General features: G+C 73.4%; 21 protein-coding genes. 5 read left to right on the top strand and 16 right to left on the bottom strand.

Features of this window, described 5'->3' with window-relative positions:
- Positions 1–102: 102 nt before the first annotated feature.
- From ABD126_RS06605 to ABD126_RS06545, 13 genes are all read right to left on the bottom strand, one after another.
- On the bottom strand, positions 103–765 hold the full coding sequence (locus tag ABD126_RS06605) for a 4Fe-4S single cluster domain-containing protein (RefSeq protein ID WP_343932730.1): 663 nt from the start codon (positions 763–765) through the stop codon (positions 103–105).
- Positions 762–1,883, bottom strand: a complete 1,122-nt coding sequence (locus ABD126_RS06600) for a hypothetical protein (RefSeq protein WP_343932729.1) — start codon at positions 1,881–1,883, stop codon at positions 762–764. Before ABD126_RS06600 ends, ABD126_RS06605 begins: the two co-directional genes overlap by 4 nt.
- Positions 1,880–2,443, bottom strand: coding sequence for an FHA domain-containing protein (locus tag ABD126_RS06595; RefSeq protein ID WP_343932728.1), 564 nt, complete (start codon positions 2,441–2,443; stop codon positions 1,880–1,882). The genes ABD126_RS06600 and ABD126_RS06595 overlap by 4 nt, the downstream gene beginning before the upstream one ends.
- Positions 2,440–4,446, bottom strand: a complete 2,007-nt coding sequence (locus tag ABD126_RS06590; RefSeq protein WP_343932727.1) for an AAA family ATPase — start codon at positions 4,444–4,446, stop codon at positions 2,440–2,442. The genes ABD126_RS06595 and ABD126_RS06590 overlap by 4 nt, the downstream gene beginning before the upstream one ends.
- Positions 4,443–5,750 carry a hypothetical protein gene (locus ABD126_RS06585; protein ID WP_343932726.1) on the bottom strand — a complete coding sequence of 436 codons (1,308 nt, stop codon included), beginning with the start codon at positions 5,748–5,750 and terminating at the stop codon, positions 4,443–4,445. Before ABD126_RS06585 ends, ABD126_RS06590 begins: the two co-directional genes overlap by 4 nt.
- Positions 5,751–5,826: 76 nt before the next feature.
- The gene (locus ABD126_RS06580; protein ID WP_343932725.1) at positions 5,827–8,031 is read right to left on the bottom strand and encodes a protein kinase domain-containing protein; all 2,205 of its coding nucleotides are present in this window, start codon (positions 8,029–8,031) and stop codon (positions 5,827–5,829) included.
- A 13-nt stretch (positions 8,032–8,044) separates the two neighbouring features.
- The gene (locus tag ABD126_RS06575) at positions 8,045–9,217 is read right to left on the bottom strand and encodes an OmpA family protein (RefSeq protein WP_343932724.1); all 1,173 of its coding nucleotides are present in this window, start codon (positions 9,215–9,217) and stop codon (positions 8,045–8,047) included.
- Positions 9,214–10,008 (bottom strand): hypothetical protein, encoded by a 795-nt coding sequence (locus tag ABD126_RS06570; RefSeq protein ID WP_343932723.1) that lies wholly within the window; start codon positions 10,006–10,008, stop codon positions 9,214–9,216. The genes ABD126_RS06575 and ABD126_RS06570 overlap by 4 nt, the downstream gene beginning before the upstream one ends.
- Entirely contained in the window at positions 10,005–10,442 is a 438-nt protein-coding gene (locus tag ABD126_RS06565) for a hypothetical protein (RefSeq protein ID WP_343932722.1), read from the bottom strand. The genes ABD126_RS06570 and ABD126_RS06565 overlap by 4 nt, the downstream gene beginning before the upstream one ends.
- The gene (locus tag ABD126_RS06560; RefSeq protein WP_343932720.1) at positions 10,439–11,296 is read right to left on the bottom strand and encodes a hypothetical protein; all 858 of its coding nucleotides are present in this window, start codon (positions 11,294–11,296) and stop codon (positions 10,439–10,441) included. Before ABD126_RS06560 ends, ABD126_RS06565 begins: the two co-directional genes overlap by 4 nt.
- Positions 11,293–12,114 carry a hypothetical protein gene (locus ABD126_RS06555; protein WP_343932719.1) on the bottom strand — a complete coding sequence of 274 codons (822 nt, stop codon included), beginning with the start codon at positions 12,112–12,114 and terminating at the stop codon, positions 11,293–11,295. Before ABD126_RS06555 ends, ABD126_RS06560 begins: the two co-directional genes overlap by 4 nt.
- A 54-nt stretch (positions 12,115–12,168) precedes the next feature.
- Positions 12,169–15,669 (bottom strand): CHAT domain-containing protein, encoded by a 3,501-nt coding sequence (locus tag ABD126_RS06550; RefSeq protein ID WP_343932718.1) that lies wholly within the window; start codon positions 15,667–15,669, stop codon positions 12,169–12,171.
- A complete protein-coding gene (locus tag ABD126_RS06545; RefSeq protein ID WP_343932717.1) occupies positions 15,662–16,654 on the bottom strand; it encodes a hypothetical protein in 993 nt (330 codons plus the stop codon). The genes ABD126_RS06550 and ABD126_RS06545 overlap by 8 nt, the downstream gene beginning before the upstream one ends.
- A gap of 84 nt (positions 16,655–16,738) precedes the next feature.
- Here ABD126_RS06545 and ABD126_RS06540 point away from each other — a divergent pair, with 84 nt between their 5' ends.
- Complete coding sequence (locus tag ABD126_RS06540; protein WP_343932716.1) at positions 16,739–18,751, top strand: hypothetical protein; 2,013 nt, start codon at positions 16,739–16,741, stop codon at positions 18,749–18,751.
- A 322-nt stretch (positions 18,752–19,073) separates the two neighbouring features.
- On the top strand, positions 19,074–19,694 hold the full coding sequence (locus tag ABD126_RS06535) for an SWIM zinc finger family protein (protein WP_343932715.1): 621 nt from the start codon (positions 19,074–19,076) through the stop codon (positions 19,692–19,694).
- A gap of 12 nt (positions 19,695–19,706) precedes the next feature.
- Here the strand turns inward: ABD126_RS06535 and ABD126_RS06530 are convergent, their stop codons facing one another.
- The gene (locus tag ABD126_RS06530; protein ID WP_343932714.1) at positions 19,707–20,372 is read right to left on the bottom strand and encodes a DUF4097 family beta strand repeat-containing protein; all 666 of its coding nucleotides are present in this window, start codon (positions 20,370–20,372) and stop codon (positions 19,707–19,709) included.
- 238 nt (positions 20,373–20,610) lie between these two features.
- Between ABD126_RS06530 and ABD126_RS06525 the strand changes: the two genes are divergently transcribed.
- Entirely contained in the window at positions 20,611–21,396 is a 786-nt protein-coding gene (locus ABD126_RS06525) for a GbsR/MarR family transcriptional regulator (protein ID WP_343932713.1), read from the top strand.
- Positions 21,397–22,920: 1,524 nt separating this feature from the next.
- Entirely contained in the window at positions 22,921–23,982 is a 1,062-nt protein-coding gene (locus ABD126_RS06520; RefSeq protein ID WP_343932712.1) for a beta family protein, read from the top strand.
- On the opposite strand, the gene ABD126_RS38770 is transcribed toward ABD126_RS06520, so the two are convergent.
- Positions 23,960–24,517: a sce7726 family protein gene (locus ABD126_RS38770; protein ID WP_425542752.1), complete on the bottom strand. Its 558-nt coding sequence runs from the start codon at positions 24,515–24,517 to the stop codon at positions 23,960–23,962. The two genes, ABD126_RS06520 and ABD126_RS38770, sit on opposite strands and share 23 nt — an antisense overlap.
- A 62-nt stretch (positions 24,518–24,579) precedes the next feature.
- Between ABD126_RS38770 and ABD126_RS06515 the strand changes: the two genes are divergently transcribed.
- The gene (locus tag ABD126_RS06515) at positions 24,580–25,146 is read left to right on the top strand and encodes an HD domain-containing protein (protein WP_343932711.1); all 567 of its coding nucleotides are present in this window, start codon (positions 24,580–24,582) and stop codon (positions 25,144–25,146) included.
- Here ABD126_RS06515 and ABD126_RS06510 read toward each other — a convergent pair.
- Positions 25,131–25,604, bottom strand: coding sequence for an NUDIX hydrolase (locus tag ABD126_RS06510; protein WP_343932710.1), 474 nt, complete (start codon positions 25,602–25,604; stop codon positions 25,131–25,133). The two genes, ABD126_RS06515 and ABD126_RS06510, sit on opposite strands and share 16 nt — an antisense overlap.
- Positions 25,605–25,607: the final 3 nt, after the last annotated feature.

Here is a 25,607-nt window from a genome sequence, read left to right as displayed (position 1 = left end):
AATTGGATGTGCCCGAAGCTATGAGCGCACACGGGGTAAAGCCTATTAATAGACTCGGATCTCATTGACAGTGACTAGGGGAAATGGCCTGAACCGGCCATCTCAACCGCTTTGACCCGGTGATCTCAACCGCCAGGTGGCGCTCTCGACCGGCAGTCCGCTCGCCCGCAGCCCGCGCTCCAACGCGGCCAAACCGCCTTGTCGGGGCGTCCCGATCAGCCAGATCCCGCTGCCGTCGGCCCGCACCTGGAGCGGTGGGCGCTCGGGCTCGTGGTCCACGTGCTGTGCGTACCGGCGGCGGCCCAGGTCCGTTCGCGGGACCATCCGCTGGTTCGCCGACCCGCGCCAGATCAAGGCCGTCGGCCGGGTGATGTCGAAACGGCCGGTCACCAGCACGTCGGCGAATTCGACCGCGTTCCGGCGCCGCTCGTCGAGTTCCGATTCCTCGTACCCGGTGTAGACGAGGATGTCGGCCGCGCCGCGTTCGGCGTGCACCCCGGCGAGGAACTCGCGCAGGGCCTCGGGCTGCTGCAATGGTTCGCCGCCGCTCACCGTCACGCCGTCCGCGCCCCGCCCGGCCGCCTCCCGCCACAGCGCGACCAGGTCCGCGACCGGGACGTCCACGCCACCGCCCGGACTCCACGTGTCCTGCGACATGCACCCCTTGCACGCCAACGAACACCCCTGCACCCACACGCCCAGCCGCGCCCCCGGACCCAACGCCGTGACGGGGAAGTGCGTCCGGCTGACCCGCAACACGCTCACGGCGCACCCGCCGGGCGCAGGCCGCGCCGGTGCTGCACGGCCTCGGTGAAGGCCGGGTCCCCGACCGCCTGCGTCAACGCCGCGAAGTACGCCTCCTCCGCCGCCGCGTAGGCCGCCCGCACGGCCTGGACCAGCGCCTCCGGCCCGCCGTCCTCGACGTGCTCGGGGTTGAGCCGGTCCACCAGCGCCCGCCGGGCGGCCTCCGCCCGGTCGCGCCGCCGCCGGTGCCGGGCGTAGGCCTCCTGGAACGGGTGCCGCCGGGACAGGCCGAGCATGAACGCCATCGCCCCGGCCACCACCAGCCCGCCGACGAACATCAGCACCAACGTCGTGGACGTGAGGTTCAGCGGCGCCAACCGCTCCCGGCTCAGCTCCAGCACGCCTCCGCACAGCACGCCCAGCACCCCCACCACCAACGCCCAGAACACCCCGGTCACCAGCACGACGGCGGTCAGCCGGCGCTCGGTGCCGGTGGCCTGCCGCGCCCGCACCAGCAGCGCGGCGACGTGCGGCGCGGCCACCAGGAACACCGCCATCGACCCGCACACCGCCCAGATCGCGCCGGCCTCCACGCGGCCCGCCAGGAAGTGCCGGAACACCAGGTAGTGCACCGGGACCTGCGCGACCACCAGCCCGAGCAGGATCACCAGCCGCCACACCGGGGGCAGCGCGACGGTCTCGCCCTCCCACACCGGGTCGTCGTCGGCAACGTCCTCCGCCGGGGTCTCGCCGGCGGTCACCCGCCGGGCGGCGTCGGTGGCGAGCCGGTCCATCTGGGACCGCGCGGCCACCATCGACCGGTTCGCCTCGTCGGCCCGCGCCCGCAGGTGCGCCGTCCGCTCGCGGGCCAGGGCGTGCCGCTCCAGCGCCGAGTGCACGGCCGCGTCGCACAGCCGCCGCAGGCCCTTCACGTACTCGGGGTCGAACGCCTCCGACGGCCCGTCGTCGGGACCGCCGAACGACCAGCCGTCCCGGACGTGCCGCCGCGCGTCGGCGGCGCCCTGGGCCTCGGCCTGCGTGATGAGCAGGGCGGCGGGCGTGCGGGGCTCCACGACCGGCCGGGGGAGTTCCGGGCCGACCGGCGTGCGGGCCCGCAGCCACGTGGACAGGACGCTCACCGCGGTCCTCCCGTCGTGCGGTCGTACAACGTGACCGCGCCCTCGGCGTGCAGCGCGAGCCGGACGGTGTCGCCGGACAACAGCGTCCGGCCGACCGACTCGGGCAGCTCGACGCCGTTGAGGAACGTCCCGTTGGGCGTGGGCAGCGGCTCGATCCACGCCCGCCCGTCGGGGTCCACGCCGACCACGGCGTGCCGGCGCGACACGTTGGGGAACCCGCGGAACGCCCGCCCGTGCGGGCCGTGCCGCCCCAGCTCGGCGCGCTCGCCCGGGTCCAGCTCCACCTCGCCGTCGCGGAACCGGACGTGCAGCGCGGGCGGGGTCAGCGCGCGGCGGCAGTCCGGGCGCAGGCACGACCGGTTGTCCGGGTGCGGCGAGGGCGTCCCGCAGTGCCAGCACGCGTCCAGCGACCACGGCTCGCGCGGCTGCGCCCCGGCCGGGGCGGCGACGACCGGCTCGGGCTCGTCCGCGACCACCACCAGCGGCCGGATGTGCGCCCGGCACAGGGTTTCCGCGTCCTCGAACACCTCGTCCGGGTCGACCGGGCACCGCTTGGTCACGGCGCACCGACCCGGGCGGACAGCTCCGGACCCCGGTCCCCGGTGCGCAGCCCGGTGACCTCGACCCGCGCGCCGGGCTGGACGTCCTGGTCGAACAGCACCCGCGCCAGCGGGTTGACCAGGTTGCTCTCCAGCAGGTTGCCGATGCCGCGGCCCCCGTTCTCCGGGTCGGCGGTGCACGCGGCGGCCAGCTGCGCGCGGGCGGTGTCGGTGAACTCCAGCCGCAGCCCCAGTTCCGAGTGGACGCGGGCGGCGATGTTGTCCAGCTGCGCGGCGAAGATCCCGGCGGCGGTCTCCGGGCCGATGAAGTCGAACACCACGATGTTGTCGCCGAACCGGTTGAGCAGCTCGGGTCGGGCCAGCCTGGTGGTGAAGTGGTCGCGGATGGCCGCCTTGACCGTCGCCTCCAGCTCGGCGTACGGCATGCCGGGGTCCACGATCCGCCGCCGCGCGCCGGTCTCCGGGTCGGTGACGATGATGCCCAGGTTGGACGTGAAGATCAGGACGCACTCGGAGAAGTACGTGGTCACGCCCTGCCCGTCGGTGAGCCGGCCGTCCTCCAGGATCTGCAGGAACTTGTCCAGCACCAGCGGGTGCGCCTTCTCGATCTCGTCGAACAGCACCACCTGGAACGGCCGGCGGCGCACCGCGCCGGTCAGCTCGCCGCCCGCCTCGAACCCGACGTAGCCGGGCGGCGCGCCGATGAGCCGGTCGGCGGCCTGCTCGGCGGCGAACTCGCTCATGTCGAACCGCAGGTAGGCGCCGGCGTCGCCGAACAGCACCTCGGCGACCTGCTTGGCCAGCTCGGTCTTGCCGACGCCGGTGGGCCCGGCGAAGAACAGCACGCCACGCGGCCGGGACCCGGGGGTGCTCGCCTGCGCGCCGGACAGGCCCAGCGCGGCGCGCTTGAGGATGTCCAGGGTCTTGGCCACCGCCCGCTCCTGGCCCTTGATCCGGGTGGCGATCACCGCCTCGCCCTTGGTGATCTGCGCCCGGACGCTGCCGCGCCGCCACAGGTTGTCGTCCACGCCCAGCTTGTAGACGCGGGTGGCGTCGGCGATCCGGTCCAGGCCCAGCCCGCGGTCGCGGGCCAGGCGGGCGATGCGCAGCATGGACTCCAGGGTCAGGCCGTCGGTGCGGTTGGCGAACTCCTCGGCCGGGTCCACCCGGGTCGGCCCGTCCACCGCGGCCGGCGGGAAGACGGGGACCAGGAGCCGGGCCATGTCCAGCCGGTTGTCCAGGGTGGGCAGGCCGACGGCGACCGTGCGCACCGGCTCGACGCCCGCGGTGAGCCAGGCGGGCAGGTCGCGTTCGCCCTCGACCAGCCAGAGCACCGGGTTGTGCAGCTCCGCCGGGCGGTCGCCGCCGAACGACAGCGGCTGGGCGGTGAGCGCGAGCTTCTGGCAGTACAGGAAGAAGCCCAGCTCGTTCGGGTCGAGCTGGCCGGGCACGCGGGTCAGCCGGGAGGCGTGGTCGACGACCACGGCGACCCGGGCGGCGGGCTTGGTCGCCGCGGACCGGTGCGCGCGGGACCCCTCGCTCTCCGCCGGGGGCCGGTGCGCGCGTGAGCTGTCGCCCTCCGCCGGCGGCCGGTGCGCGCGGGAGCCGTCGCCCTCCGCCGGCGGTTGCTCGGGCACGCCGACCACCTTGGCCAGGTGGGTGCGCAGGCGTTCCAGCGACGGCCGCCGCCCGACCACGCCGCCGCCCAGGACCCGTTCGACGGCCTGGTGCGCGGCGGGTTCGTCGGGGAAAACGCCCACGCCGGCCACCTGGTCGTAGGTGATCAGCGCCTCGAACCCCAAGGGGCGCAACGCCCGCCACAGCAGGGGCAGCAGCGTGACGATCTCCGGGTGCCCGCCGGGCGGGGTCACCAGGAACTGGTCGCGCAGGTTGCCGTGCAGGACGTACTGGGCGTGCACGGCGAGCGTCCCGGCGACCTCGTTGACGAACGCGGGGAACTCCGGCAGGAAGCGGCCGGAGCGCGGGGCGGTGTCCCGGGTCATCGCCGCTCCCGCCGCCGGTCGGTCGTGGCCGTGCCGGACCGGTCGTCGGCCGCCGCGCGGACCTCCGGCGCGGCCGTGCGGTCCACGACGGCCTGGGCCTCGGGCATCAGCGCGGCCACGGCCGCGAGGTCGTCGGCGAAGGTGTCGCAGCGCTCCAGGTCGGTGATCCGGGCGTCGTCGCCGGCGGCGGCGACCTCGCGGACGACCCGGCCGTGGACGGTGGCGTGCGCGTCCACCCACACGTCGGCGGTGTGCTCGCCGGACCAGTCCGCGCGGGCCAGCCGCAGGCCGGCGGAGCCGCCCGCGTCGAAGGTGTCCTCGACCCGGTAGCCCAGGTCGGTGAGGTGGTGCTTGACCAGTTCGCACACGAAGAACCGCTGGGCGGTCTCCTCGGCCCACTCCAGCAACCGGGCGGCCTCGGTGCGCAGCCGCGCGGTCAGGTCGTGCGTCCCGGCGACGACCGCGCGCAGCCGGTCGGCGGTGTCGGCGAGGTCGGGCGGCGGTTGGGCGCCGGCCAGCGCCTCGGTCAGCGGGCCGTCCTCCAGCACCTGCACCCAGCTCGCGGCCAGCCGGCGGCGCGCGGCGCGCGGGTTGATCTCGGCGGTGATCCGGCGGCGCAGGGCGGCCAGGTAGACGTGCTTCTCCTCGGGGTGCGCGGCGACCAGGGCGGCGGCGGTCAGCGCGGCGGCCCGTTCGTCGGTGGTCGCGTCCGGGTCGAGCAGGGCCAGGACCCGTTCCACCTCGCCGGGGGAGACCGGTTCGGGCGCGGCGGCGACGGCCGTGGCGTACCGGCGGCGCAGGGCTTCCCGGTGGCCCGCGAGCGCGTCGGCCATCTTCGTGTCCACAGTGGACTTGCCGATCGCGAGCGCCGGCGCGGGGACCCGCGCGTCCAGCGCTTCCTGGGCGCGGGCCAGGTCCACTTGGGCCTGCCGGACCCAGCGGGCCAGCTCGGCCGGGTCGCGACCGGCGGTCAACGTGAGCGGGGCGGGGACGGCGACGGTCGCGCCGGCGGTCGCGGCCCGGTCGCGCAGCAGGCGGATGCGGGCGTTGACGGCCACCACGTCGGCGGCGGCCACCTCCCAGCGGCGCGCGTCGGCCGCCGCGGCCTCCAGCCCCGCGACCTCCGCCTCCAGCCGCGCGCCGTGCTCACCGAGGGCGCGCACCGACCCCTCGACGGCGGCGTTCGCGGCCCGCGCCAGCAGCACGGCCCCCGCGCCCACCGCCACCGCGCCGACCACCACGACCGCCCCCGCCGCCACGACGGGCAACGCGACCGGCGCGAGGACGATCCCACCTGAACTCATCGCTTCCTCCCTCGCCGACTACTGACGGACCAACCCGCGCTCACCCGGGCACGCCTCCACCCGGGCCGCACCCGGCTCACCCGGGCGCCGCGGCGATCTCGCGCTCCCGCCGGTCCTGCGCCCGCCACGCCAGGTGCCGCCCGACCGCCCACGCCGCCGTCACCGCCGCCACCGCGCACGGCACCACCACCGGCGACACCACGGCCGCCACGCCCAACGCCACCAGGCACGCCAACACCACCGGCACCGCGACCCGCCGCGCGAGCAGGTTCCGCGCCACCCGTCCGAGCACGATCGCCCCCGCCCCCAGCAACGAGTACGCCGGGTGGAACCGGCCCCCGGCGGACCACGCCAGCAGCGACTCCGCCGTCAGCACCACCGCCAACGCCGCCACCACCGCGAACCACGCGTCGAACACCTGCGCGTCGGTCGCCACCCCGGCCGCGTCGCTCAACCCGACCAGCGCGAACAACGCCACCGCGACCACCGCCACGCCGGTCACCGCGTACCCCAGCGCCTGGGGCCGGTTCTGCCGCCGCGACCACTCCCGCTGCCGCTCGGTGCGCCGCAGCCACGCCTCGTGCGCCCGGCGGGCCCGTTCCTCGGCTTCGACCCGCGCCGCCTCCCGCGTCGCGTGCGGGACGAGCGCGAACGCGAGCCACTGGTACTCGGTGCGCGCCACCAGGTCGGAGAACCAGGGCAGCCGCAGCGCACGGTCCCGCTCGTCCAACGTGCGGCGCAGCTCCAGCCGGTGCGCGCCGGTCGCGGTGGCGGCCAACAACGCCAACGACAGCGCGTAGTCCCGGTCCTGGCGCAGGATCCGCTGCGCCTCCTCCCGCGCGCCCGGGTCCGGCAACGACGCCGCCAGCGCCCGCAGCCGGCCCTCCTCGCGGCGCCACCGCTCCCGCACCCCGGCCAGCCCGTCGCCGCCGCCCGCGCCCGACCCCGGCCGCCCGGTGGCCAGCAGCGGCAGCAGGTCCGCCCGCCACAGGTCGGTCACCACCTCGCCCGCCGCGCCCACGCCCCGCACGCCCTCGTCGGCCAGCTCGGGCAGCCGCGCCGGGGTGATGTTCCAGCCCCGGTACCACGGCGGGTGGGCCGGGTCCACGGCGCGCAACTCGTGCAGCAGCTTGACGTCGTCGGTCTCCCGGCGGCCCGCCCGCCGGCGTGGCGGCAGCCCCGGGAACTGCTCCAGCCACCGGTGCAGCCGGCGCAGCGGCCGGTGGTCCTCGGCGAACAGCCACGCCCGCGCGGCGCCCCAGTTCTCGGTCATGGTGGCGGCCAGCAGGTCCCGCGCCCGGTACTCCGCGCCCAGGAACACGTACGGCTCGGCGACCTCCTCCTCGCCCACCGCGGGCAACGCCGCGACCGGCGGCGACCCGCCGCGCAGCCACTCGCCGACCTGCTCGGCGCCCCACCGGTCCTCCGGCGCCATCGCCAGCAGGCCCGAGCACAGCAGCCGCACCCGCTCGTCGGGCACGTCCACCCGGATCGGCCGGGTGCCGATGCGCGACCGCAGCAGCGGCACGTCGTCGATGCCCTCGAACAGCCGCTGCCCGGTCGCCAGCTCCAGCACGGTGACGCCCAGGGACCACCAGTCGAACGCGGGCAGGACCCGCCCGCCGCTGATGAACTCCGGCGGCACGTACGGCACGGTCCCGACCTCGTTGGTCGCGGTGAACGCCTCGCCGTCGGGCAGGTGCCGGCTGATGCCCAGGTCGGCGATCACCACCTCCAACGGGCCCAGCGCGCGGATCAGCAGGTTGGCGGGCTTTACGTCCCGGTGCACCACGCCCGCCCGGTGCAGCGCGTCGAGGCCCTCGGCGAGCTGCCGCACCACCTCCACCAGCACCGCGCCGTCCACACCGGACGGTTGCCGCCGCCGCCACTCGGCCAGCGTCCCGCCGGCGAGGTGCTCCATGACCTCGTACCAGCGGCCCTCCTCCTCGCCGACCTCGTGCACCGCCACGACGTGCCGGCTCGGGCGGCCGTGCACCAGCAGGTCCACCACCCGGTCGTCCAGCCGCCAGCCGGGCCGGTGCGCCTTGAGCACCACCTGCTCGTCGCTGTCGCGGACCCGGACCAGGTAGACGTCGCCCTGCCGCCCGGACCCGGTCAGGTCCCGCACCACCTCGAACCGCTCGGCCAGCCGGGCGGGCAGCACGCGCGCCCACCCGGTGCCGATGGGCGTGCGGCCCGGGTCGAGGACGGTGTCGGGCTCGTCGTCGTGCCGCGCCCGGCCGGGGTCGAGCGCGGTGGGCAGGTCGGCGGGCGCGGTCACGCGGCGGCCCGGGTCACCGCGGGCAGCTCAGCTCGACCACGACCGACCGGTTGCGCGCCGCCGCCGCCGGGATCAGCACCCCGTCCGGCCCGAGGTCGTTCTCGTGGTACGGCCCGGAGTTGCCGTCGCCGCGGGTCGCGATCCGGTCGGCCGGCACGCCCAGCCGCACCAGGATCGACTTCACCGCCTCGGCCCGCCGCGTGGACAGCTCGACGTGGCCCGCGGCCGGTCCGCCGCCCGCGGTGTTGCCGACCAGCGTCACCCGCTGCGCCCCGCCCGCGACCACCCCGGCCAGCGCCTGGAGGGTCCGGTCCGCGGCGGCCGGGTCGCGCAGGTCGGCGGTGTCCGGCACGAACCCGACCGACCCGCTGTCCTCCAGCTTGGTCGTGCCGCACGGGACGGGCTTGGGCTCCTCGGGCAACGCCACCACGGTCACCGGCACGGTCGTCGGGAACGCGTCGCGCCGCGACGCGACGGCCAGCACGCCCGCGCACGCCGCGCCGGCCTTCTTCACCACCGCCTCCCACAGCCTGCCGACCCGCCCGCGCAGGTCCTCGTTCAGCGCGGGCTGCGGGTCGGCGGTGCCGCCGAGGCCCACCAGCAGCACCGACCGCCCGGTCAGCGCGGGCAGCAGCCGCTGGGCGGCGAGGAAGTCGGCCACCTCGCCGGGGTTCGCGCCCCACATGCCCGCCTCGCGGAACGACACCGCGCCGGCCGTCGCCAGCCCGGAGTCCACCAGGACCAGCGTCCCGCCCTCCGGCGTCACCCGCGCCGCCTCGGACAGCGCGCCCAGCACGTCGGCCTCCGCCTGCTTGGGCTCCAACTGCTCGACGAAGGTCTTGACCCGGCCGACCAGCTCCGCGACCTGCTTCTCGCGCTGGGTCTCGTTCTTGCCGGTGATCTGGACGTCCGCGGCCAGCGCCACGGTCGGCTGCCCGTCCACGCGCACGACCTGCACCTTGCGGTTGTCGCGGGCGGCCGTCCGCACCAGGCCCTCGACCTCGCCGGGCAGGGTCGGGCGCGGGCTGCCCATGCGCGCGCCGACGACGAGCGTCAACGCCTGCCCGCCGTCGGCCGGGCAGCCGCCGTCGGGCAGCTTCGGGGCGGGCGTCTCGGTGGCCGAGCACGCGGCGAGCGCGGCCAGGGTCAGGCAGCCGGCCAGCGCACGGGTCAGGCGGTGGGTCATCGCGGGTCCTCTCCCCGGTCCGGCGCCGGGAGCCGCGGCGGTCCGGCCTTCTCCAGCAGCGCGAGCCTGGTCTCGTTCTTCAACTTCTCGACCGCCGACCGGCAGCGCCCCTCCAGCGCGGCCCAGTCGGCCTCGCGTTGCCGCCGGACGCGCTCGACGGCCTCGGCCAGCTCGGTGGCCGCGGTGAGCCGGGACTCGATCCGGGCCTGCTTGGCCGCCGCCTTGGACCGCCGCGACAGCGCCCGCGCGTACTGGCGGGCGGCCGGGTTGTGCCGCAGGTAGCCGGCGACGCCGGACACCAGCCCGGTGGCCACGTACAGGCTGAGGAACAACATCGCGGACAGGTGCCGCTCCCGCGCGCCGGCGTCCGCGTCCCCGACGGACTCCCGGCCGTCGATCACGATCGGGATCGAGGAGGCGACGTCCGCGCCCGCGTAGTTCCACCGGAACACGAACGCGGCCAGGCCCAGCGCCACCCAGCCCACCAGGCACAGCAACGCGGTCGTGCGCGCGCCCACCACGTGCCGGGTCGCGACGGCCTGCCGGGCCTGCTGGCCGACCGTGTGCGACAGGGCCAGGCACACCACGGTGAACCCGACGACCATGACCCAGAGGAACACTTCCTCCTCGTCCACGGCCGCCATCAGCACCTGGTGGAAGGTCACGACGTCCACGCCGGCGGCGGCGAGCAGGACGAAGTAGTACAGCCCGGCGGTCCACGGCGGGCCGACGATCTGCGACGGGTCGCCGTGGATCACCGGCCGGCGCCGGACCACGCCCGGTGTCGTCATCGGTTCCCCTTCCTGCGCCGGAGGCGGGGTTCGGGTTGGTAGTAGGGGGAGTCGGGGTCGCTGACCCGCTCCAGCGCGTGCGACACCGCGCCCTCCAGGTGGTCCAGCACGCCGGACTGGTGGTCGTGGTGGACCTCGTAGAGCGCGCGCACCTCGGCGACGCGGGCGGCGAGCAGGTCCACCTCGGTGGCCACGGTCTCGTGGTGCAGCGCGACCTTCGCGAGCCACTCCGTGAGGTGGTTGTCCACATAGGACTCCAGGACGCGGCCGGCCTGCCAGGCGGTGGCGGGGGTGACCCGGGCGAGCATCTCGTCCAGCCGGGCGCGCACGGGGGTGAGGTCCAGCTCGGGTTCGGGCGTGCCGCGCAGCCGCGGCAGGCGGGCTCGGACCTTGCGCAGGGCGAGGGACGCCCGCAGCATGTGCAGCGATTTCATGCGGTGTCCTCGGTGCGCTCGGTGTTCTGGGTGTGCTCGGTGTTCTGGGTGTGCTCGGGGCGGGCGTGCGTGGCCGGTCGGCTGCGGCGGTGGTCGCGGCTGGGCAGGCGCTCCAGGTTCTGGGCGACGCGGTGCAGGTCCACCGGGCCGCGCCCCAGTTCGGCGGGGTCGCCGTCGGGCGGGTCGGTCACCCAGGAGGGCAGGGCCTGCGCGGCGAACCGCAGCACCGGCGCGAGGTGCGTGCCCTCGGGGTGCACCAGGACGACGTTCTCCCAGTAGGTCGCGACCCGGACGGCGCAACGCGCGCCTTCCCGCCGGGCGAGGTCCTGGGTGCGGACGAACTCGGTCCGGATCTGCTCCTTGACCGCGGCGATCCGGCTGGTGACGGCGTTGACGGCGGCGAACTGGGCGGCCTCGTCGCCGCGGGCCGCCGCGATGCGCCGGTTGCGCATGTCGTCGCGCCGGCTCAGGAGGACGGCCCGGTTCTCCGGCAGCAGCTCGGCGTGGTTGCGTGGCCGCAGCTCGGCTTCGTCCAGCTCGGCCTCGGCGGCGGCGAGGGCGGCGGTGCTTCGGTCCAGCCCGACGACGGCGGCGTCCAACTCCTCGCGCAACCGGGCCAGCGCGGCGCGGTCCGCGGCGGTGCGGGCCTCGAACCGCAGCTTCTCCTGCTCGATGCGGCCGACGGACTGCCAGATCAGGTTCTCCGGGTGCTGGGCGGTGACCATGCCGCCGTCGGCGGTCGCCTCGACGAGGTCCCCGAACGCCGGCTGCCGCCGCCGCCCGTCCCGCCGCCCCCGCCACCGGTCCACGAACCGCTCCCGCCGCCGGTAGGGCAGCTCGTCGACGTCGCTCACGCCCCCTCCTCCCCGCCGGCCGGTGTGGCGCGGTCGGTTCCGCCGGCTGGTGTGGCGTGGCCGGTGATCACCTGCGGGGTGCCGCGGTGGGCCGCGACCGCCGCCCGGTGCCGCAGCGCGAGCCGGGCCAGCGCGTTCACCTGCGCCCGCAGGTCCGGCGCGTCGGCCTGCCCCGGCACGCCGTCCTCCGGCACCGGCAGCTCCACCCGCGTCAGCGCCCGCAGCGCGGCGAGCGCGTCCGCCTGCGCACCGGCGGCCCGGACCTGGTCCTCGGCGCGGTCGAACGCCGCGCGCAACCGCTCCCGGCACTCCCGCTCCGCGTCGTCGCCGAGCCGGTCGGCCTGCGCGAGCACGAGCCGGGCCCGCGCGATCCGCCGCTGCGCCGTCCGCCGCGCCCGCGCGCACAGGTCGGCGGGCTCGGGGTGGTCGGCGACCCGCGGCGCCCGGCCGGGCACCCGCCACGCGCTGTCGTCCACCGGCTCGTCCCGGCGCCCCAACGGGTGCGGCGCGGTGACGGCCTCGGCCGACACCAGCAGCGCCGCGTCCTCCGGCCGGTCGGCCAGCCGGTCCACGTCCGCGCCCGGCGTCCGCCCGAGCACCGCCGCGCCCTCGTCCTGGCGCAGCAGCACGTCCACGACGTCCCGGGCGAGCCGGCCCAACCGGGTGGGCCGGTCGCCCTGCGCGCACATCCGGGCCACGGCGTCGCGCACCAGCGCCGCGTGCGCCCGCCTGCGCCGGACCGCGACCGGCCACGTCCACGCGGTGACCGCCAGCGCGACGGCCAACGCCCCCGCGAGCGCCCACAGCACGTTCCCCACCACACCCGTACTTGACGGACGGCCGGCCCTCACGGTCCACAGTGGACTCACGAGTCACCGCCCGAAGTGGGCGAGCGCCGCCCAGTTCTCGATCTCGGCCGGGTCGGTCGGGACCAGGTCCCACAGGTGCGCGGGCAGGTGCGTCCGGTCGAACCGCGGGTCCAGCACGCGCAGCTGCGCGGCGCGCAGGGCGGTGCCGGGGGAGCCGTGCCAGTGCTGGTGGACCAGGTGCACGAGGTGGGCGGTCGGCGCGGGCCACCGGGTGGCCAGCACGGACCGCGCCCCGAGCGTCAGGAACACCGACGGCAGTGTCCGGGCGTCGTCGTGCGACCCGTCGGTGGCCGTGTGGCCGGCCAGGGTGACCAGGTCGGCGTCGACCGGTTCGGTGAGCGGCAGCGGCGCGCCGTCGTGCAGGGTGACGCGGGACCGGTGCGGCGCCTCGACGTCCGACACCGCGCGGCACCCCAGGTGCAGCACGGAGAGCCCGTCGGCCAGCGCCGCGCGGATCTCGGCCGGCGTGCCCGCGCCGTCGTCGGACACCCGCCACGGCCGGGGCGGCTGCCCGTGCCCGCCGAGGAACCGGCCATCCGGGTGGAACGTGTCCCGCAGCCCTTCCGCGACCACCGCGGCCGACGCGTCGTCCCGGTCCGGGTTGCCGACGAACACCGTTCCCGAGCCGGCGGGCCGTGCGGCGGCCGACGCCAGCACCCGGCCGGACGGCGCCAACGACACGTCCACGTCCTCGACGAGGTACCGCCGCCGCCCGTCGACCTCGCGCCACGCGGCCACCCACGGCACCAGGCCCAGCGGTCCCACCGGCACGAGCACCAGCCGTTCGGCGCCGGCCGCCTCGACCAGTTCCGCGCCGGCGGCCCGCCACGCCCACGCGCAGACGTCGGCCAGCGATGCCCGCCAGGCCCGCACGGTCGTCGGCGTGGGGTTGGCGTACCGGGCGTCGCGGGTGGCCGCGAACCGGGCGAGTGGACCGGTCGTCAACTCCGGCAGGGCGACCACCCGGACCGGCCCGTCCACCGGCACCACCACCGCCACCCCGCGGTGCGCCGCGCACTCCGGCACCAGGTAGACGAGCACGCCCGCACCCGCCGCCCGCAACGCCTGCCGCACGTCGTCCGGCCCGGTGACGACCGCGTCGTCCCGCCCACCCCCGGCCGCCAGGGCCAGCGCCCGCCGCCCTTCGAGCACCCGCACCAGGTCGTCGGGCGCGTCGTCGTCCAGGCACCAGGCGGTCAGGTGCTCCGCGACCACCAGCGACTCGTCCGACCCCTGCCCAGAGCCCGCCCCGCCCGCCGAGCCAGCACCGCCCGCGGACCCCGCGCCGTCCGTGCCGAACCGCGCGGCGACCCGGCCGACCTCCGCGACCAGGGCTTCCGCCGCCGTCCTCCGGCTCGCCGCCCGGTCCCCCTCCCGGTCGCGCAACCGCAGCCGCGACCCCAGGTCGGCCGCCGCGCCCAGCCCGCCCCCGTCCCGCCAGGCCGTCTCCAGCTCGGCGATCGAGGCGTCCAGCGCGGCCGGGTCGGTCGGCACCACGGCGGACAGCCGCGCCTTGGTCATCCCGCGCACCATCTGCGCCGCGAACTCCATCACCGCGTTCGGCCGCACCCCGGCGGCGGCCCGTTCGACCGCTTCGTACGCCCACAGCGCCTGCCGCGGGTCCCCGGCGTCCAGCGCCGCCCGCCAGTCGGTGGCCGTCCCGAACAGCCGGGCCACCTCGCCGTCCTCGGAGTCGCCGAGCCGGGGCAGCGCCGGGTCGGCGAAGCCCTGCGGCCCGGCGACGCGGGTCAGCGTCCGCAGGATCTGCTCCATCGTGTCCCGCTGCTCCGACGGCGGCAGCGCGTCGACCTGCCACACCAGCGCGGTGAGGTCGCCGACCAGTTCCCGCGGGTCCCGGCCCGCCGCGACCCGCTCGTAGGTCCGGCGCAGGTAGGCGGTCATGGCCTGCTCCGCCGCGGCCTCGGGCGTCGGCGGGGCGGCCGGGTCCGACTTCGGCAGCATCGTGTCCACCAGGCTGTCGAAGTCGCCCGCGAGACCGCCGGACCCGCCGATGAACGCGTGCCGCATCATGCCGATCAGGCTCGACAGCGCCTCCACGACACCGTGGTCCGCCGCCGGGACCGCCGCCTTGACCCCGTCCAGCAGGTCGATCTGCGCCTCGACGGCCGCCCGCAGCCCGTCGGTGTCGCCGACCGGCAGGAACTCGGCCATCCACTGCGTCCGCACCACGACCGTCCGCATCGCCAGCCGCGCGCGGGCCCGCGGGCTCACGTCGGCGGGCGCGGTGCGCACGGCGGTCTCGGCGTCGGCGAGCATGGCGCGGACGTCGTCGCGTTGCAGCACCGCGCCGATGCCGAACTCGCGGGCCGCGACCTCGACCGCCTCCAGCCGCCGGGTCCGGACGTCCAGCACGTCGTCGGTGTCCGGTTCGGGGTGCGCCAGGGCGCGCGTGCACCAGTCGATCGCGTCCCACAGGTGGTGCGTCCCGTCCAGCGGCACGAGGAACTCGTGCGCCTCGGCGATGGCGCCGGCGACCGTCCAGTCCTCGGGCACGCTGCCCAGGACGTCGATGCCCGCCTTGATGTCCTCGGCGTCGCCCGTGACGCCGCCGCGGAAGCACAGCAGGAACCCGTAGTCGCGGGCGTGCCGGTCCTCCAGGCCGACGTCGGCGTCCACGGCGGTGTACTCGGCGATGGCCTCGTCGCGGTCGGCGTCGTCCTTGTCCTCGGTGTTCCAGTAGCGGGCGGACTTCAGCGCGGCGACGGCGACCCGCGCCCACGGCGACCGGTCCGGGTCGTCGGCGACCAGCGCCCGGGCCTCGACGGCCGCCGCGAGGGCCTCCTCCAGCGCGTCGAGCGACCGGGTCAGCAGGAAGCGCTCCTCGTGCACGGCGATGAGCGACTCCAACGCCTCCACGCGTGCCACGACGTCCTCGATCCCGGGCAGCGCGGCGGCCATCCCGGTCACCACGTGGTCGAGGTCAGCGGGGTCGAGGGTGCGCACGTAGGCCCAGCGGTGGGCGTGCGCGCGTTCGAGCAGGAAGTCGACGCGGTCGGCCTCGCCGGGGTCCAGCGCGTCCAGGACGTCGGTCAGCCGGCGGACCTCCTCGGGGGACAGGTCCTCGTCGCGCGCGGCGGCGGCCAGCCGGGTCGCGGTCAGCGCGGCGGTCTCGGCGGCGGCCCACCCGGCCAGGTCGCCGGTCGCGGTCGTCGCGGCGGCGGTCAGGTGGACCAGGGCCGCGTCCAGCCGGGCGGTCGAGTCGGTCTCCTCGGCCAGGAAGCTCAGCGCGTCGCCGGCGCGGTAGTGCCAGTGGGCGGCCTCCGGGTGGTCGGGGAGGCGGTCGAGGGCGAACTCCAGCAGCAGCACGCCCAGTTCGGCGGCCTCGGGCGTGGCGCCGCCCCCGGTGAACCGGTCGAGGTGGGCGAACCCGGTCGAGCCGGCCTCGGCGGGGTCCACGCGGTCGGCGTGCACCTCGATCGCGCCGGCCAGGTACAGCGCGCGCTCGTGCAGCGCCTCGTCCGCCGCGGGGTCCCGGTCAGCCACGACGGCCTCCGGCGACGACGACCTCGCGGGCCCGGGACAGCACGTCGTCCAGGCGGTCCGGGTCGGCCAGCAGGGCGGCGGCCCGGTCCGGCGGCAGCAGCCCCCGGTCGGCCAGGACGCGGACGGCCGTGCGGACGGTCCGGGGCTGGTCGGCGGGCGCGACGGCCGCGACCCGGTCCACGACGGTGGCGACCACGGCGGCGTCGGGGTCCGGCTCGGCCTCGGTGACGGCGTCGAACGCGCGGGCCGCGCCCGGGTCGGCGACGGCGGCCCAGGCGGCGTCGTCGGACAGGCTGCGGGCGGCGGCGTCCGGCCGGCGGCCCAGCGGCCGTTCGATGTACGCGTCGTACCAGGTCACGTACTCGGGGGCGGTCCGGGTGCCGACGTTGACCCGGGTCCCGGCGCTGCACACCTGCTTGACGGTGCGCAGGATGTTCGGCATGCGTTCGAGGTAGTACGGCACCGGCTCGCCGAACTCGGCGGCACAGCGCTCGGCGAGCCTGCGCAGGAGGTACCCGTGGCCGGGCAGGGGCGCGGAGTAGCCCGCCTCGTCGGCCAGGTGGCCGAGCACGGCGCGGTGCTCCTCGTCGGGTAAGGCGCGGCCGAAGCGGTTCTGCCGGACCTGCTTGGGCTTGACCTGCGCGCCGCGGTCGGCCCGGTAGGCGCGGAACACGTCGACGACCCGCTTGCGGACGTGCGCGCGGACGGCTCCCGCCGGGTTGGTGCGGTCCGTCCCGTGCTCCGTCAGGAACACCGAGACGATGTGCAGGACGTCGGCCACCAGGTCGCGGCAGACGCAGTCACCGGAGAGCACGAACCCGGACGCCGGCGCGGCGTGCCCGAACCGCAGGCCGGGCATGGCGAGCCCCAGGTCGCAGCGGGCGACCAGGTGGCTGCGGTGGAGGGCGGCCCTGGACCCGCGCAGCTCGGCCAGGGCGGCGGTGACGACTTCGGGCGAGAGGAGTGAGTTCTGCCGCAGACTCATAGGTAGTTTTCTACTCTTACATAGGATCTTATGTGAGTGCGATATGGAACCGTGATGTAGTCGGCACTGGAGTTGGAGGGACGGATGGCGTTGCTGCCCGCGGTCGTGCCCCTGGTGGTCGAGAAGCGGTCGGAGCTGGTGCCCGCGCGGCTGGCCCGGAAGGTGGCCCCGCTGTTCGGCGTGCCGTCCGAGCAGAACCCGTTCCGGCCGCTGACCTGGGTCTGCGACTTCACCACGATCACCGCGTCGGAGATCGCCCGCGGCGCGCCGCTGCCCACCCGGGCGGCCCAGGCCGAGCTGCGCGAGCGGGAGCACGACGGCGAGTGGGTCGTGCACGACCGGGCGGTGGTGCCGACGTCGGGCCGGGCGCTGCCCAACGAGATCGTCCCGGCGACGGTCAACCGGTTCGGGCCGGACACCAAGGCCGCCGTGGTGCTGACCGCGACCAACGTCCTGCTCGCGCCGGTCACCGAGGCCATCACGACCGCCCTGCCGCTGCTGCGCGCGGGCGACGGCGGCGAGCTGCCGACCGTGCAGTGGATCGCGGCGTGGGCCGCCACCGCCGTGGAGGTCTACCGGTCGCAGCCGGCGCTGGTCGTCGCGGCGATCAAGGCGCGGGCGATCCAGCGCGAGTCGCTCAGCGCGCCGCTGTTCCCGTGGGCCGACCGCCTGGCGTCCCGGCCGAAGGCGCGCTGCGAGATCGGCGCCGCGCCGCCCGGGTCCGGCGATCCGGTGACCAGGCCGCGCGACCTGGACTTCCTCGACGGCGTCGCGGTGGCCCGGCTGAACGCGACCGGCGCCCTGCCCTCCGCCGAGGGCCGCGCGAGCGCGGGCGGCGCGGGTGTCGGCGACCGGTTGGTGGAGCTGCTGATCAGCCTCATGGTGGACATGGGCGCGCCGGACAGCGCCGGGTACGTGTGGGTGAGCGAGCGCGAGCCGGGCCAGGCGGTGGTCGAGGCGATGGTGCCGTCGTCCGGCCTGGTGCGGGAGCTGGTCGAGACGTGGGCGCACGGACCGGGCCTGCTGGCGCGGGCCGACGAGTTCGCCGACGCCCTGGCCGACGCGATCGCCCGTCCGGTCCGCCTGCCCTCGCCCGCTCACGTGGCCGTGCTGCCCGTGCTGGCGCGAAGAGCGGTCGTGTTGGCGGCCATGGGGATCGTGCGGCAGATGGGTCTGCTCGCGCCGTCGTCGTGGGTGACCGGCCCGGAGTTCGCCGCCCTGCTCGACGCGGTGGAAGCGCTCCTGTCGACGGTCGATCCCGCGGACCCGCTGGTCCCGGAGACCCGCCTGCGCCTGGCCGTCCAGCGGGCGGGCGTGCGGCGCCACGCCGGCACCGCCGACGCGTCCACCGTGACCGCGCTCCGGGAGGCCGCCGACGCGTGCCTGGCGTCCGGCTCCCTCGACCGCGGCACCCTCGCGGACGTGCTGGCGGTGACGTGCATGGAGCTGAACCTGTCGCGCGCCTTCACCGCCGCCGAGCCGACCGACCCGCTGCGCCGGTACTGGGCGGCGTTCGCGGAGGCCATCGAGGTGGACCTGTTCGCCCCGGACGCGGACCACAGCGCCATCAGCTTCCCGTTGCACAACTACGCCGCCTTCCTGGGCGGCAACAAGGATTCGGAGCCGGACCTGCGGGCGGCGCTGCACCTGTTCACCCACTCGGTGATCCCGGGCCGGACGCGCCTGTTCAACCGGGACCGCGACTTCCGCCCGTTGGCGCGCAGCCTGTACCTGGCCGCGGACGCCGCAGCCGCGTTGGCGCGGCTGGTGCCGGCCGAGGCGGAGGAGTGGGCCGGGCAGGCGTTCGCGTGGGTCCGACAGGTCATGGCCGACCCGCGCTTCACCCCCGGCCGCCTGCACCCCCGCCTGGACGACTGCCTGTTCGCCCTGCGCGCCGCCCCCGTGCTCCTGCTGGCGGTGGAAACCGGCGTGGCCCCGGACCGCGAGCCGGTGCTGTCGCAGGCCGACGAGCTGATCCGCCTGGTGGAACGCTGGCTGAAGGAGACCACCGACGGCAGGGAGTCGGCGTACCACCCCGCGGTCGCCGCCCTGAGATCCCGCCTGACCACCCTGCTCACCCCCTCACCCGGTACCTGACGGACCCGCCCGCTCCACCTCCGGGCCGCCATACCGGGGTGGAGGTGATCGGCGATGAACGGTGGCGGCAACGGCGACGACAGCAAGTGACGGCCCCGACCCCGGCGGGCGTGGGTTCCCCGCGCCCGCCGGACGGCCCGCCGGCACTGGTCCGGTCCGACCACGTCCGGTGGATCGGATGCCGGGACGACGACGTTCCACCGACCCCCACAAATGGAGCAACTGCACCTTGCTCACTTGTCCGGGTTTCTCCGCCGCAGTTCTGCGGAATGCGGGATCGAATGTGCTCGGGCGGTGGTCCGGCCTGGCAGGATCCGCGGGCATGGTCGCGGTAGAGGTGAGCGAGGCTTCCATCCGAGCCCTGGCCGGCGCGGGGTCGTTCGAGACGGGCACGGGGTTGGTCGAGCGGGTCGAGCACTTGGCCGTGGAGGGGACGGCCGTGCGGGCGACCGTGGGTGGCACCCGGGTCGACCTGACGGTGACCCGTTCCGGCCTGACCGGCCGGTGCACCTGCCCGGAAGGCGTCACGGCCACCTTCTGCGCCCACCGCGTGGCCACCGCCCTGCACTGGCTCCGCGAGTCGAGCCCCGAACCGCCACCGGACGACCGGTGGCGCACTTTCCTCCTGGCGCAGGAGAAGAACTGGCTCGTGGACCAACTGGTGGCCGCGATGAACGCCAACGCCGAAGGCCTCCGCGACCGGCTGCGCCGCGCCGTCGAGACGAACCCGGAAGACGCCTATTTCAGCCACATCCACCACACGCTGGAAGACGTGGACGACCTGATCGACACGGGTTTCCCGGAAACCGCGCTCGCGTTGTCGGAGTACGCGATGGACCTCCTGGAGAACTCGACCGACCACGTGGACGACCCGGAGGACGAGTTGCCCGAGGCGATCGCCCACGCGGAGGAGGTCCGGCAGGCCGCGCGTTCCGCCCTCTAGAACGCTGCGAGGTCAGAGGCTGCGGGCGGTGATGTCGCCGTACGAGGTGGTCGCGCGGATGGCCAGTGCCGCCGTGCCGTCGCTGTTCTTGAGGGCGTTGTGGATGCGGCCGTAGGAGGTGCCGGCGTCCAGGGAGGCGGAGACCCCGGTGGCGGCGTCCACCGTCACGTCGCCGGCCCGGGTGGTGAGGTCGAGCGTGCCGCGGACGGCCTCGGCGATCCGGATGTCGCCCTTGCCGGTGCTGATCTCGGCCGGACCGGTGAGGCGGCCGACGGTGACGTCGCCGGCGTGCGTGGCGAGCCGGACGCCGGCGGCTTCGTCCAGCTTGACCGACCCGTGCGAACCCTCGAAGGCGACCTCGCCGAGCCGCCCGACGCCGCGGACGTCGGCACTGGCGGCCTTGGCCTCGACGCGGGAGCCCGCGGGCAGTTGGACGGTCACCTCGATGTACCCGGAGGCGCCGAAGAGCTGGTTCTTGGCCTCGGCGGTGATCTGGAGGACGCCGTCGCCGTACTCGACCACGGTCTGCTCGGCGACCTTGACGTCACGGCTCTTGGCGGGGTCGGCCGGCCGGACTTCGACGGTGGTGTCGTCCCGGTCGGCGGCGATGAACCGGACCTGGCCGGCGGGGATGTCGAGGAGGGCGGAGATGGGGGCGGGGGTGGCGAAGGTCTGCATCGTTCTCACTCCTGGCGTTCGACCGGCTGTTTCTGACACAGCAAACGCTACGTTGCGTTCGCACCTCCGAACAACACCAACTTTGCACTCTGGCACGATTTCAGCAGCTCAAGCCACACGAATCATTGCAACGACTCTGTCATAGAACGCAACAGGCACCACCGCTACGTTGCAATGAGATCCGAACGAACGCTATGGTGGGGCAGTCACAGGACACCCGCGAGGCCCGGAGGCTCGGATGCCAGGAGGACGGCTCACCCAACGGGAGCGCCAGCAGATCGCGCTGGGCTTGGCCGACGGCTTGGCCTACGCGGAGATCGCGCGCAGCCTCGACCGTCCGACCTCGACCGTCACCCGAGAGGTGATGCGCAACGGCGGCCCCACCGCCTACCGAGCGGACCTGGCCCACCACGCCACAGAACGCCGAGCCCGCCGCCGCAAGCAGGCGTCCCCGAGGGGTCCGCGCCAGGTGCCCTTGGAGCACGGTCGCGACCCGGAGGCGATGCGCGAGTACGAGGACCTGTTCACCACGGTCCTGATCCAGACCGGCACGCCGAAGATGATGGCCAGGGTCATGACCTGCCTCTACATGACCGACGCCGGCAGCCTGACCGCCGCGGACCTGGTGCGGCGCCTACAGGTCAGCCCGGCGTCCATCTCCAAGGCCATCGCCTTCCTGGAAGAACAAGGCTTGGTGAGACGAGAACGCGACGACCGCCGCCGAGAACGCTACGTGGTGGACGACGACGTCTGGTACCAATCCATGATCGCCAGCGCCCAAGCCACCACGCGCCTGGCGGAAACAGCCCGCCAAGGCGTCCATGTTCTAGGCCAAACCACCCCAGCCGGCACCCGCCTGCAAAACATCGCCCGCTTCGTGGACTTCGTCTCGGAAAGCATCACCAGAGCCGCCGAACAAGCCAGAGCCATCCTCCACACCACCCCACCCACCACTGAGGACCAAACCCCGCCCGACGCCACTCCCCAGAAGGCGCCTGGGGCAACGGCGTCGCTGACGCCATGACGCACGCGGCGCGCATGCGTGCCCTGGTCGGTCGGCGGCTCACCGACGCGCGGCTGGTCTGGGACTTGGAGATGACGAGTCGTCAGATCCCAGCCGACGGCGACTGATGGTAAAGATCAAGCCCCGAGCGCGTTTCCGCTGCTCAGGGCCTGATTCACCCGGCGAAAGGTGAGTGCCCCCGGCAGGATTCGAACCTGCGACACACGGTTTAGGAAGGCTCGTGGGACACACGGTGTCCCGTACCCCGTGACCAGCGCAGACGACCTTTCGGCCGTCACTGCTCCGCGCTCTGAGTCCGCCAGGAGTCCGTAGTCCGCACCGGGCCGCTTCCGGCGACCTCACCCCGGCCAGTCGCATGTTCCGTTGGCAAGGCGGCGAAGCCGTCGCGGCAGCCGATCGCCGTGCCCAGCCCACGCTAGCCGGGTAACCGCGCGATCGTCCCGACCGGTTGACCTCCGAGCCTCTTCGGCATCCAGCTCGCCACCCTCACGCGCCGCCTCCGGTCCACGTGCACCGACTCCGCGCACGGCCGACGGGCGGAGCGAAGCGGGAGCCCGGCGTGCCGTGATGCGGGGAGTCGGTGCCAACGCGAGGACTGCCCAGCCGCGCGCCGCCGCAGGCGGCACGCCTTGATCCCGTAGAGCTCAATTCGGCAGAGGCTGCACGGTCCACCGCTGCTCGCGCAGGAGGTGACTCCGTGTAATACGCCTGGGCGGGTGACTTGTTTTCCGTATTACGGATATCTAGACTGTCGGTGTGCCGGCTGGTGAAGACGACTACGACGGTGTGCCCTATGGCGATCTTGTCTTCGAGGATGTGGACTGGTCGGAGGTGGGTGATCATGACCCGGCGCGACGTTCAGCGAGGAAGGGCACGTCAGAGCAGGACGTTCGCGTGGAGTGGGCGACCGAGGCGTGTCAAGATCCACGCCGGTGGGTGCGCTCGGCTGGCAGTCAGTCTGGGATGACCGTCAAGGTCACTGGCCGATCGGCCTCGGCTGGGTTTCTTGTGACGGTCGTGGTTGCACCGAAAGACAGCCCGCCCGGCACCAGGTGGTGGGGTGCGACGGCCTGGAAGGCTGGCGCGAAGGACGTGGAGCAGTACGAGGAGGGCGGATGAGCGAGAGCGTGCGAGACATGCTGGCGCGTGAGGCCGCCGAGGCCAAGGCGCAAGCAGAAGCGGAGGAGCGAGGGGAAGTCGCTCCTCCTCGGGGACAGCGTGGCCGTAAGCGAGCTGAAGACCCTTCCCAAGTGTACGCAGTGCGCATTCCGGTGTCCCGTATCAACGAATTGCGAGAGCTTGCTGAAAGCTTGGACGTGCCACCTAGTGCCTTGATTAGGCAGTGGGTTATAGAGAAGCTGGACGCGGCTAAGGATTCTGCGGTTTCTGATTCGGCTCCGGTTTTTCGTATGGGAGCGGACTCACTCGCTCCTGGAGAAGTGAGGCTCGGTCCCGCAAGGCAGTCTAGATTCATCGATGACGTAGTTTCACTGCCGAGGAAAAGGGTGAAGGGCGGGAGGCGTCGTGCCTGAGTCCTTGTACGTGCCGGTGCTAAAGGCGCGGCAGGGCGAGTTGTCAGCCCTCGGGAAGATTCAACCTATTACGCGGGCCTCCGTGCTCCCCTTGCTTGAGATAGTCCCCTCGGAACCCGATGATCCTGACGCGATCCAACGCACCATCGAACGCACTGCGAAGAAGCTGACTCCTTGGGGTGGGGAAAGGCTTATGGTCGATACTGGCCTGCTTGGTGCTGCAGGCCCTGTCCAGGGCGACCAAGGTGTGGTCGCCTATGCCCTCTCTAAGGTGCGCGAGCTTGGAATCGGCGCTATTCCGGTTGTCCGACTCGCGGATGGCGAGCTGGCTCGTGCGGACGCGCGTGATACGCACCTGAATTATGGGAGCGGGATAGCTATCCGGCTCAATGTCGAAGACATGGATGAGGATCCGGACGATGTCAACGATGCGGTTTCCGCGCTCCTCGGTGATCTGAATATCGCCCGGCCAGACGCCGTGTTGATCTTGGACCTTGCTGTGGTTCAGGGGGATATTGCCGTCAGGGCCGGTGCACGTATGGTCGCTGACGTGCTCAGGGACACGGACGGGGTCGATGAGTGGCGACATGTCGTCGTCACTGCGGGGGCTTTCCCGGTGGACCTGTCCACGATTGCCCCTCGCACCATTGGTGATTTTCCTCGATACGATGCTGCTTTGTGGGATGCAGTGAGAGGGCGTCGTCGCCTACCGCGCCTGCCGGTTTTCGGAGATTACGCTGTGTCCTACCCTCTGTTGTCGAGCGGGCCTCCGTTCCCGCCTGCCCCGCAGTTGCGTTACACTGTCTCCGACAGTTGGCTTGTGCTAAAGGGAAAGCGAAGCGATCCACGAGGTAACGAGCAGTTCTACGAAGTGTGCGAGAAAATCGCCAGCCACCCGCAGTTTGCAGGTGCAGCGTTGGGTGCTGCAGATGCGCGGATTGCTGATCCCCGCTCATTCGGTGGTCCTGGGAACGGTGCAACGTGGCGTGAGATGGGCACGACTCATCACCTCGACTTCGTCGTGCGTCGGCTCACGACCCTTGGCGAGCCTTGATAGCTTCCCTGATATCGTACTGAAGCCTTTGAAGTGGAATTTCATCCGCAAGCCTATTCCATAGCTGCCATCTGGTGGCGGTGCGGAGGCCGGTGGCGAGATTGTGCTTCTTCAGAATCGCGTAGGCTTCATCTCGCAGAACCAATTGAGCCAGGGAAAGTGGGTCGGGGCACGGGTTTGCGCTTGGGGTTCGAACGACATGCAAGTCAACACCCTGTCCCGATTCTGCTGCCTGCCATATCCCCCACCATCCCGGAACTGCTGACTCGGCTCGACGCGTGGCGGAGTCTCCTTCTACCACGAGCACTGCAACGTCGAGCACGGCGCTGTAAAGGGAAACTTGTGAGGCTAGGCGGGAGAAGTTGTCGCGGGAACTCTTGATCTCGCAGCCCATAATCTTTCCATTGATAGCCGCGAAGTCGACTCGTGTGGCACCAGATGCGATGGGCCACTCACGCCGGTAGACCGTCTTACGACCTCGGTGACTCCGGCGAAGTCGCTTCTCGACTGCATCAAGGATCTGGGCCGCCCACACCGGGCGAGTGTAGCCCGGCCGACACTGTGCTACATGGTGCGTTCGGTGGTTAAGGTCTCCTTGTGGACCTCTCGACTGCGGCGTGGGACCTGGCGCGAGCAACGCTAAGCTCTGCGATACCGCGTCGGTGGTCCCACGTGCAGGGGGTTGCAGCGCGCGCTTCACAGGCCGCGAAGCTGTTGCCCCCGCCAGAGGGCAAGCTCCTGATCGCTGCTGCACTCCTTCATGACATCGGTTACGCGCCTGGGGTCAGGCTCACGGGCTTCCACTCCCTCGACGGTGCTCGCTACCTCCGCACCGTGGGTGTCCCGGAACGTCTGTGTGCTCTGGTTGCTCATCACTCGTGTGCGCGTATCGAGGCGGAACTTCGCTGCCTGTCTGTGGAGCTTGCCGAGTGGGATGACGAAGCCACCGAGCTGCGCGACGCCTTGTGGTGGGCTGACATGACCACGACACCCGACGGGCAGCCGACGAACATCCACGATCGGGTAACAGAGATCCAGCAGCGGTACGGGCCTGACGATCTGGTAACGATGTTTATCCAAAGGGCGGAGCCTGAGCTTGTTGCAGCGGTCGAGCGCACGCAGGCGCGGATGCGTGCAGCCGGTGTGAGTCACTTGGAGAAGTAAGGCGTTGGCAGCACGCTAAAGCCATGCTCGATCCGGAGCCTGATCGACGGATGGATTCGAAGTGTTGCGAGATCTTCCTGAGCAACCCAGTGAACTTCGCTGGACTCGTTGCTTGTACGGAGTTTGCCCCCGATGAGTCGAGCGCGGAAGCAGATGGAGAACTCCTGGCGCACCTCGCCGTCTGTGTACGCGATGACGTGGGCAGGATCGGAGTAGATGCCGATGACATCGGTCGGTTCGACGTCGATCCCGGTCTCCTCCTTGACCTCGCGCACCACCGTGTGACCGATCGTCTCGCCTACGTCCTGAGCGCCGCCCGGGATGGAGTACAGGTCGTTGTCGGTCCGCCGGATCATGAGTAGCCGGCCTTGTTCGTCCTGCACGAACGCGGTCACCGCGACCACGATGTTGGTCGCCTTCGGGGCGTTGGGGTCGTTGTAGTGGTCGGTACGCGCCATGAC

This window comes from Saccharothrix mutabilis subsp. mutabilis (assembly GCF_039521145.1).
GTDB lineage: Bacteria > Actinomycetota > Actinomycetes > Mycobacteriales > Pseudonocardiaceae > Actinosynnema > Actinosynnema mutabilis.
Note: the sequence above shows the minus strand (reverse complement) of the source record. Positions and strands in the feature narration are given on the sequence as shown.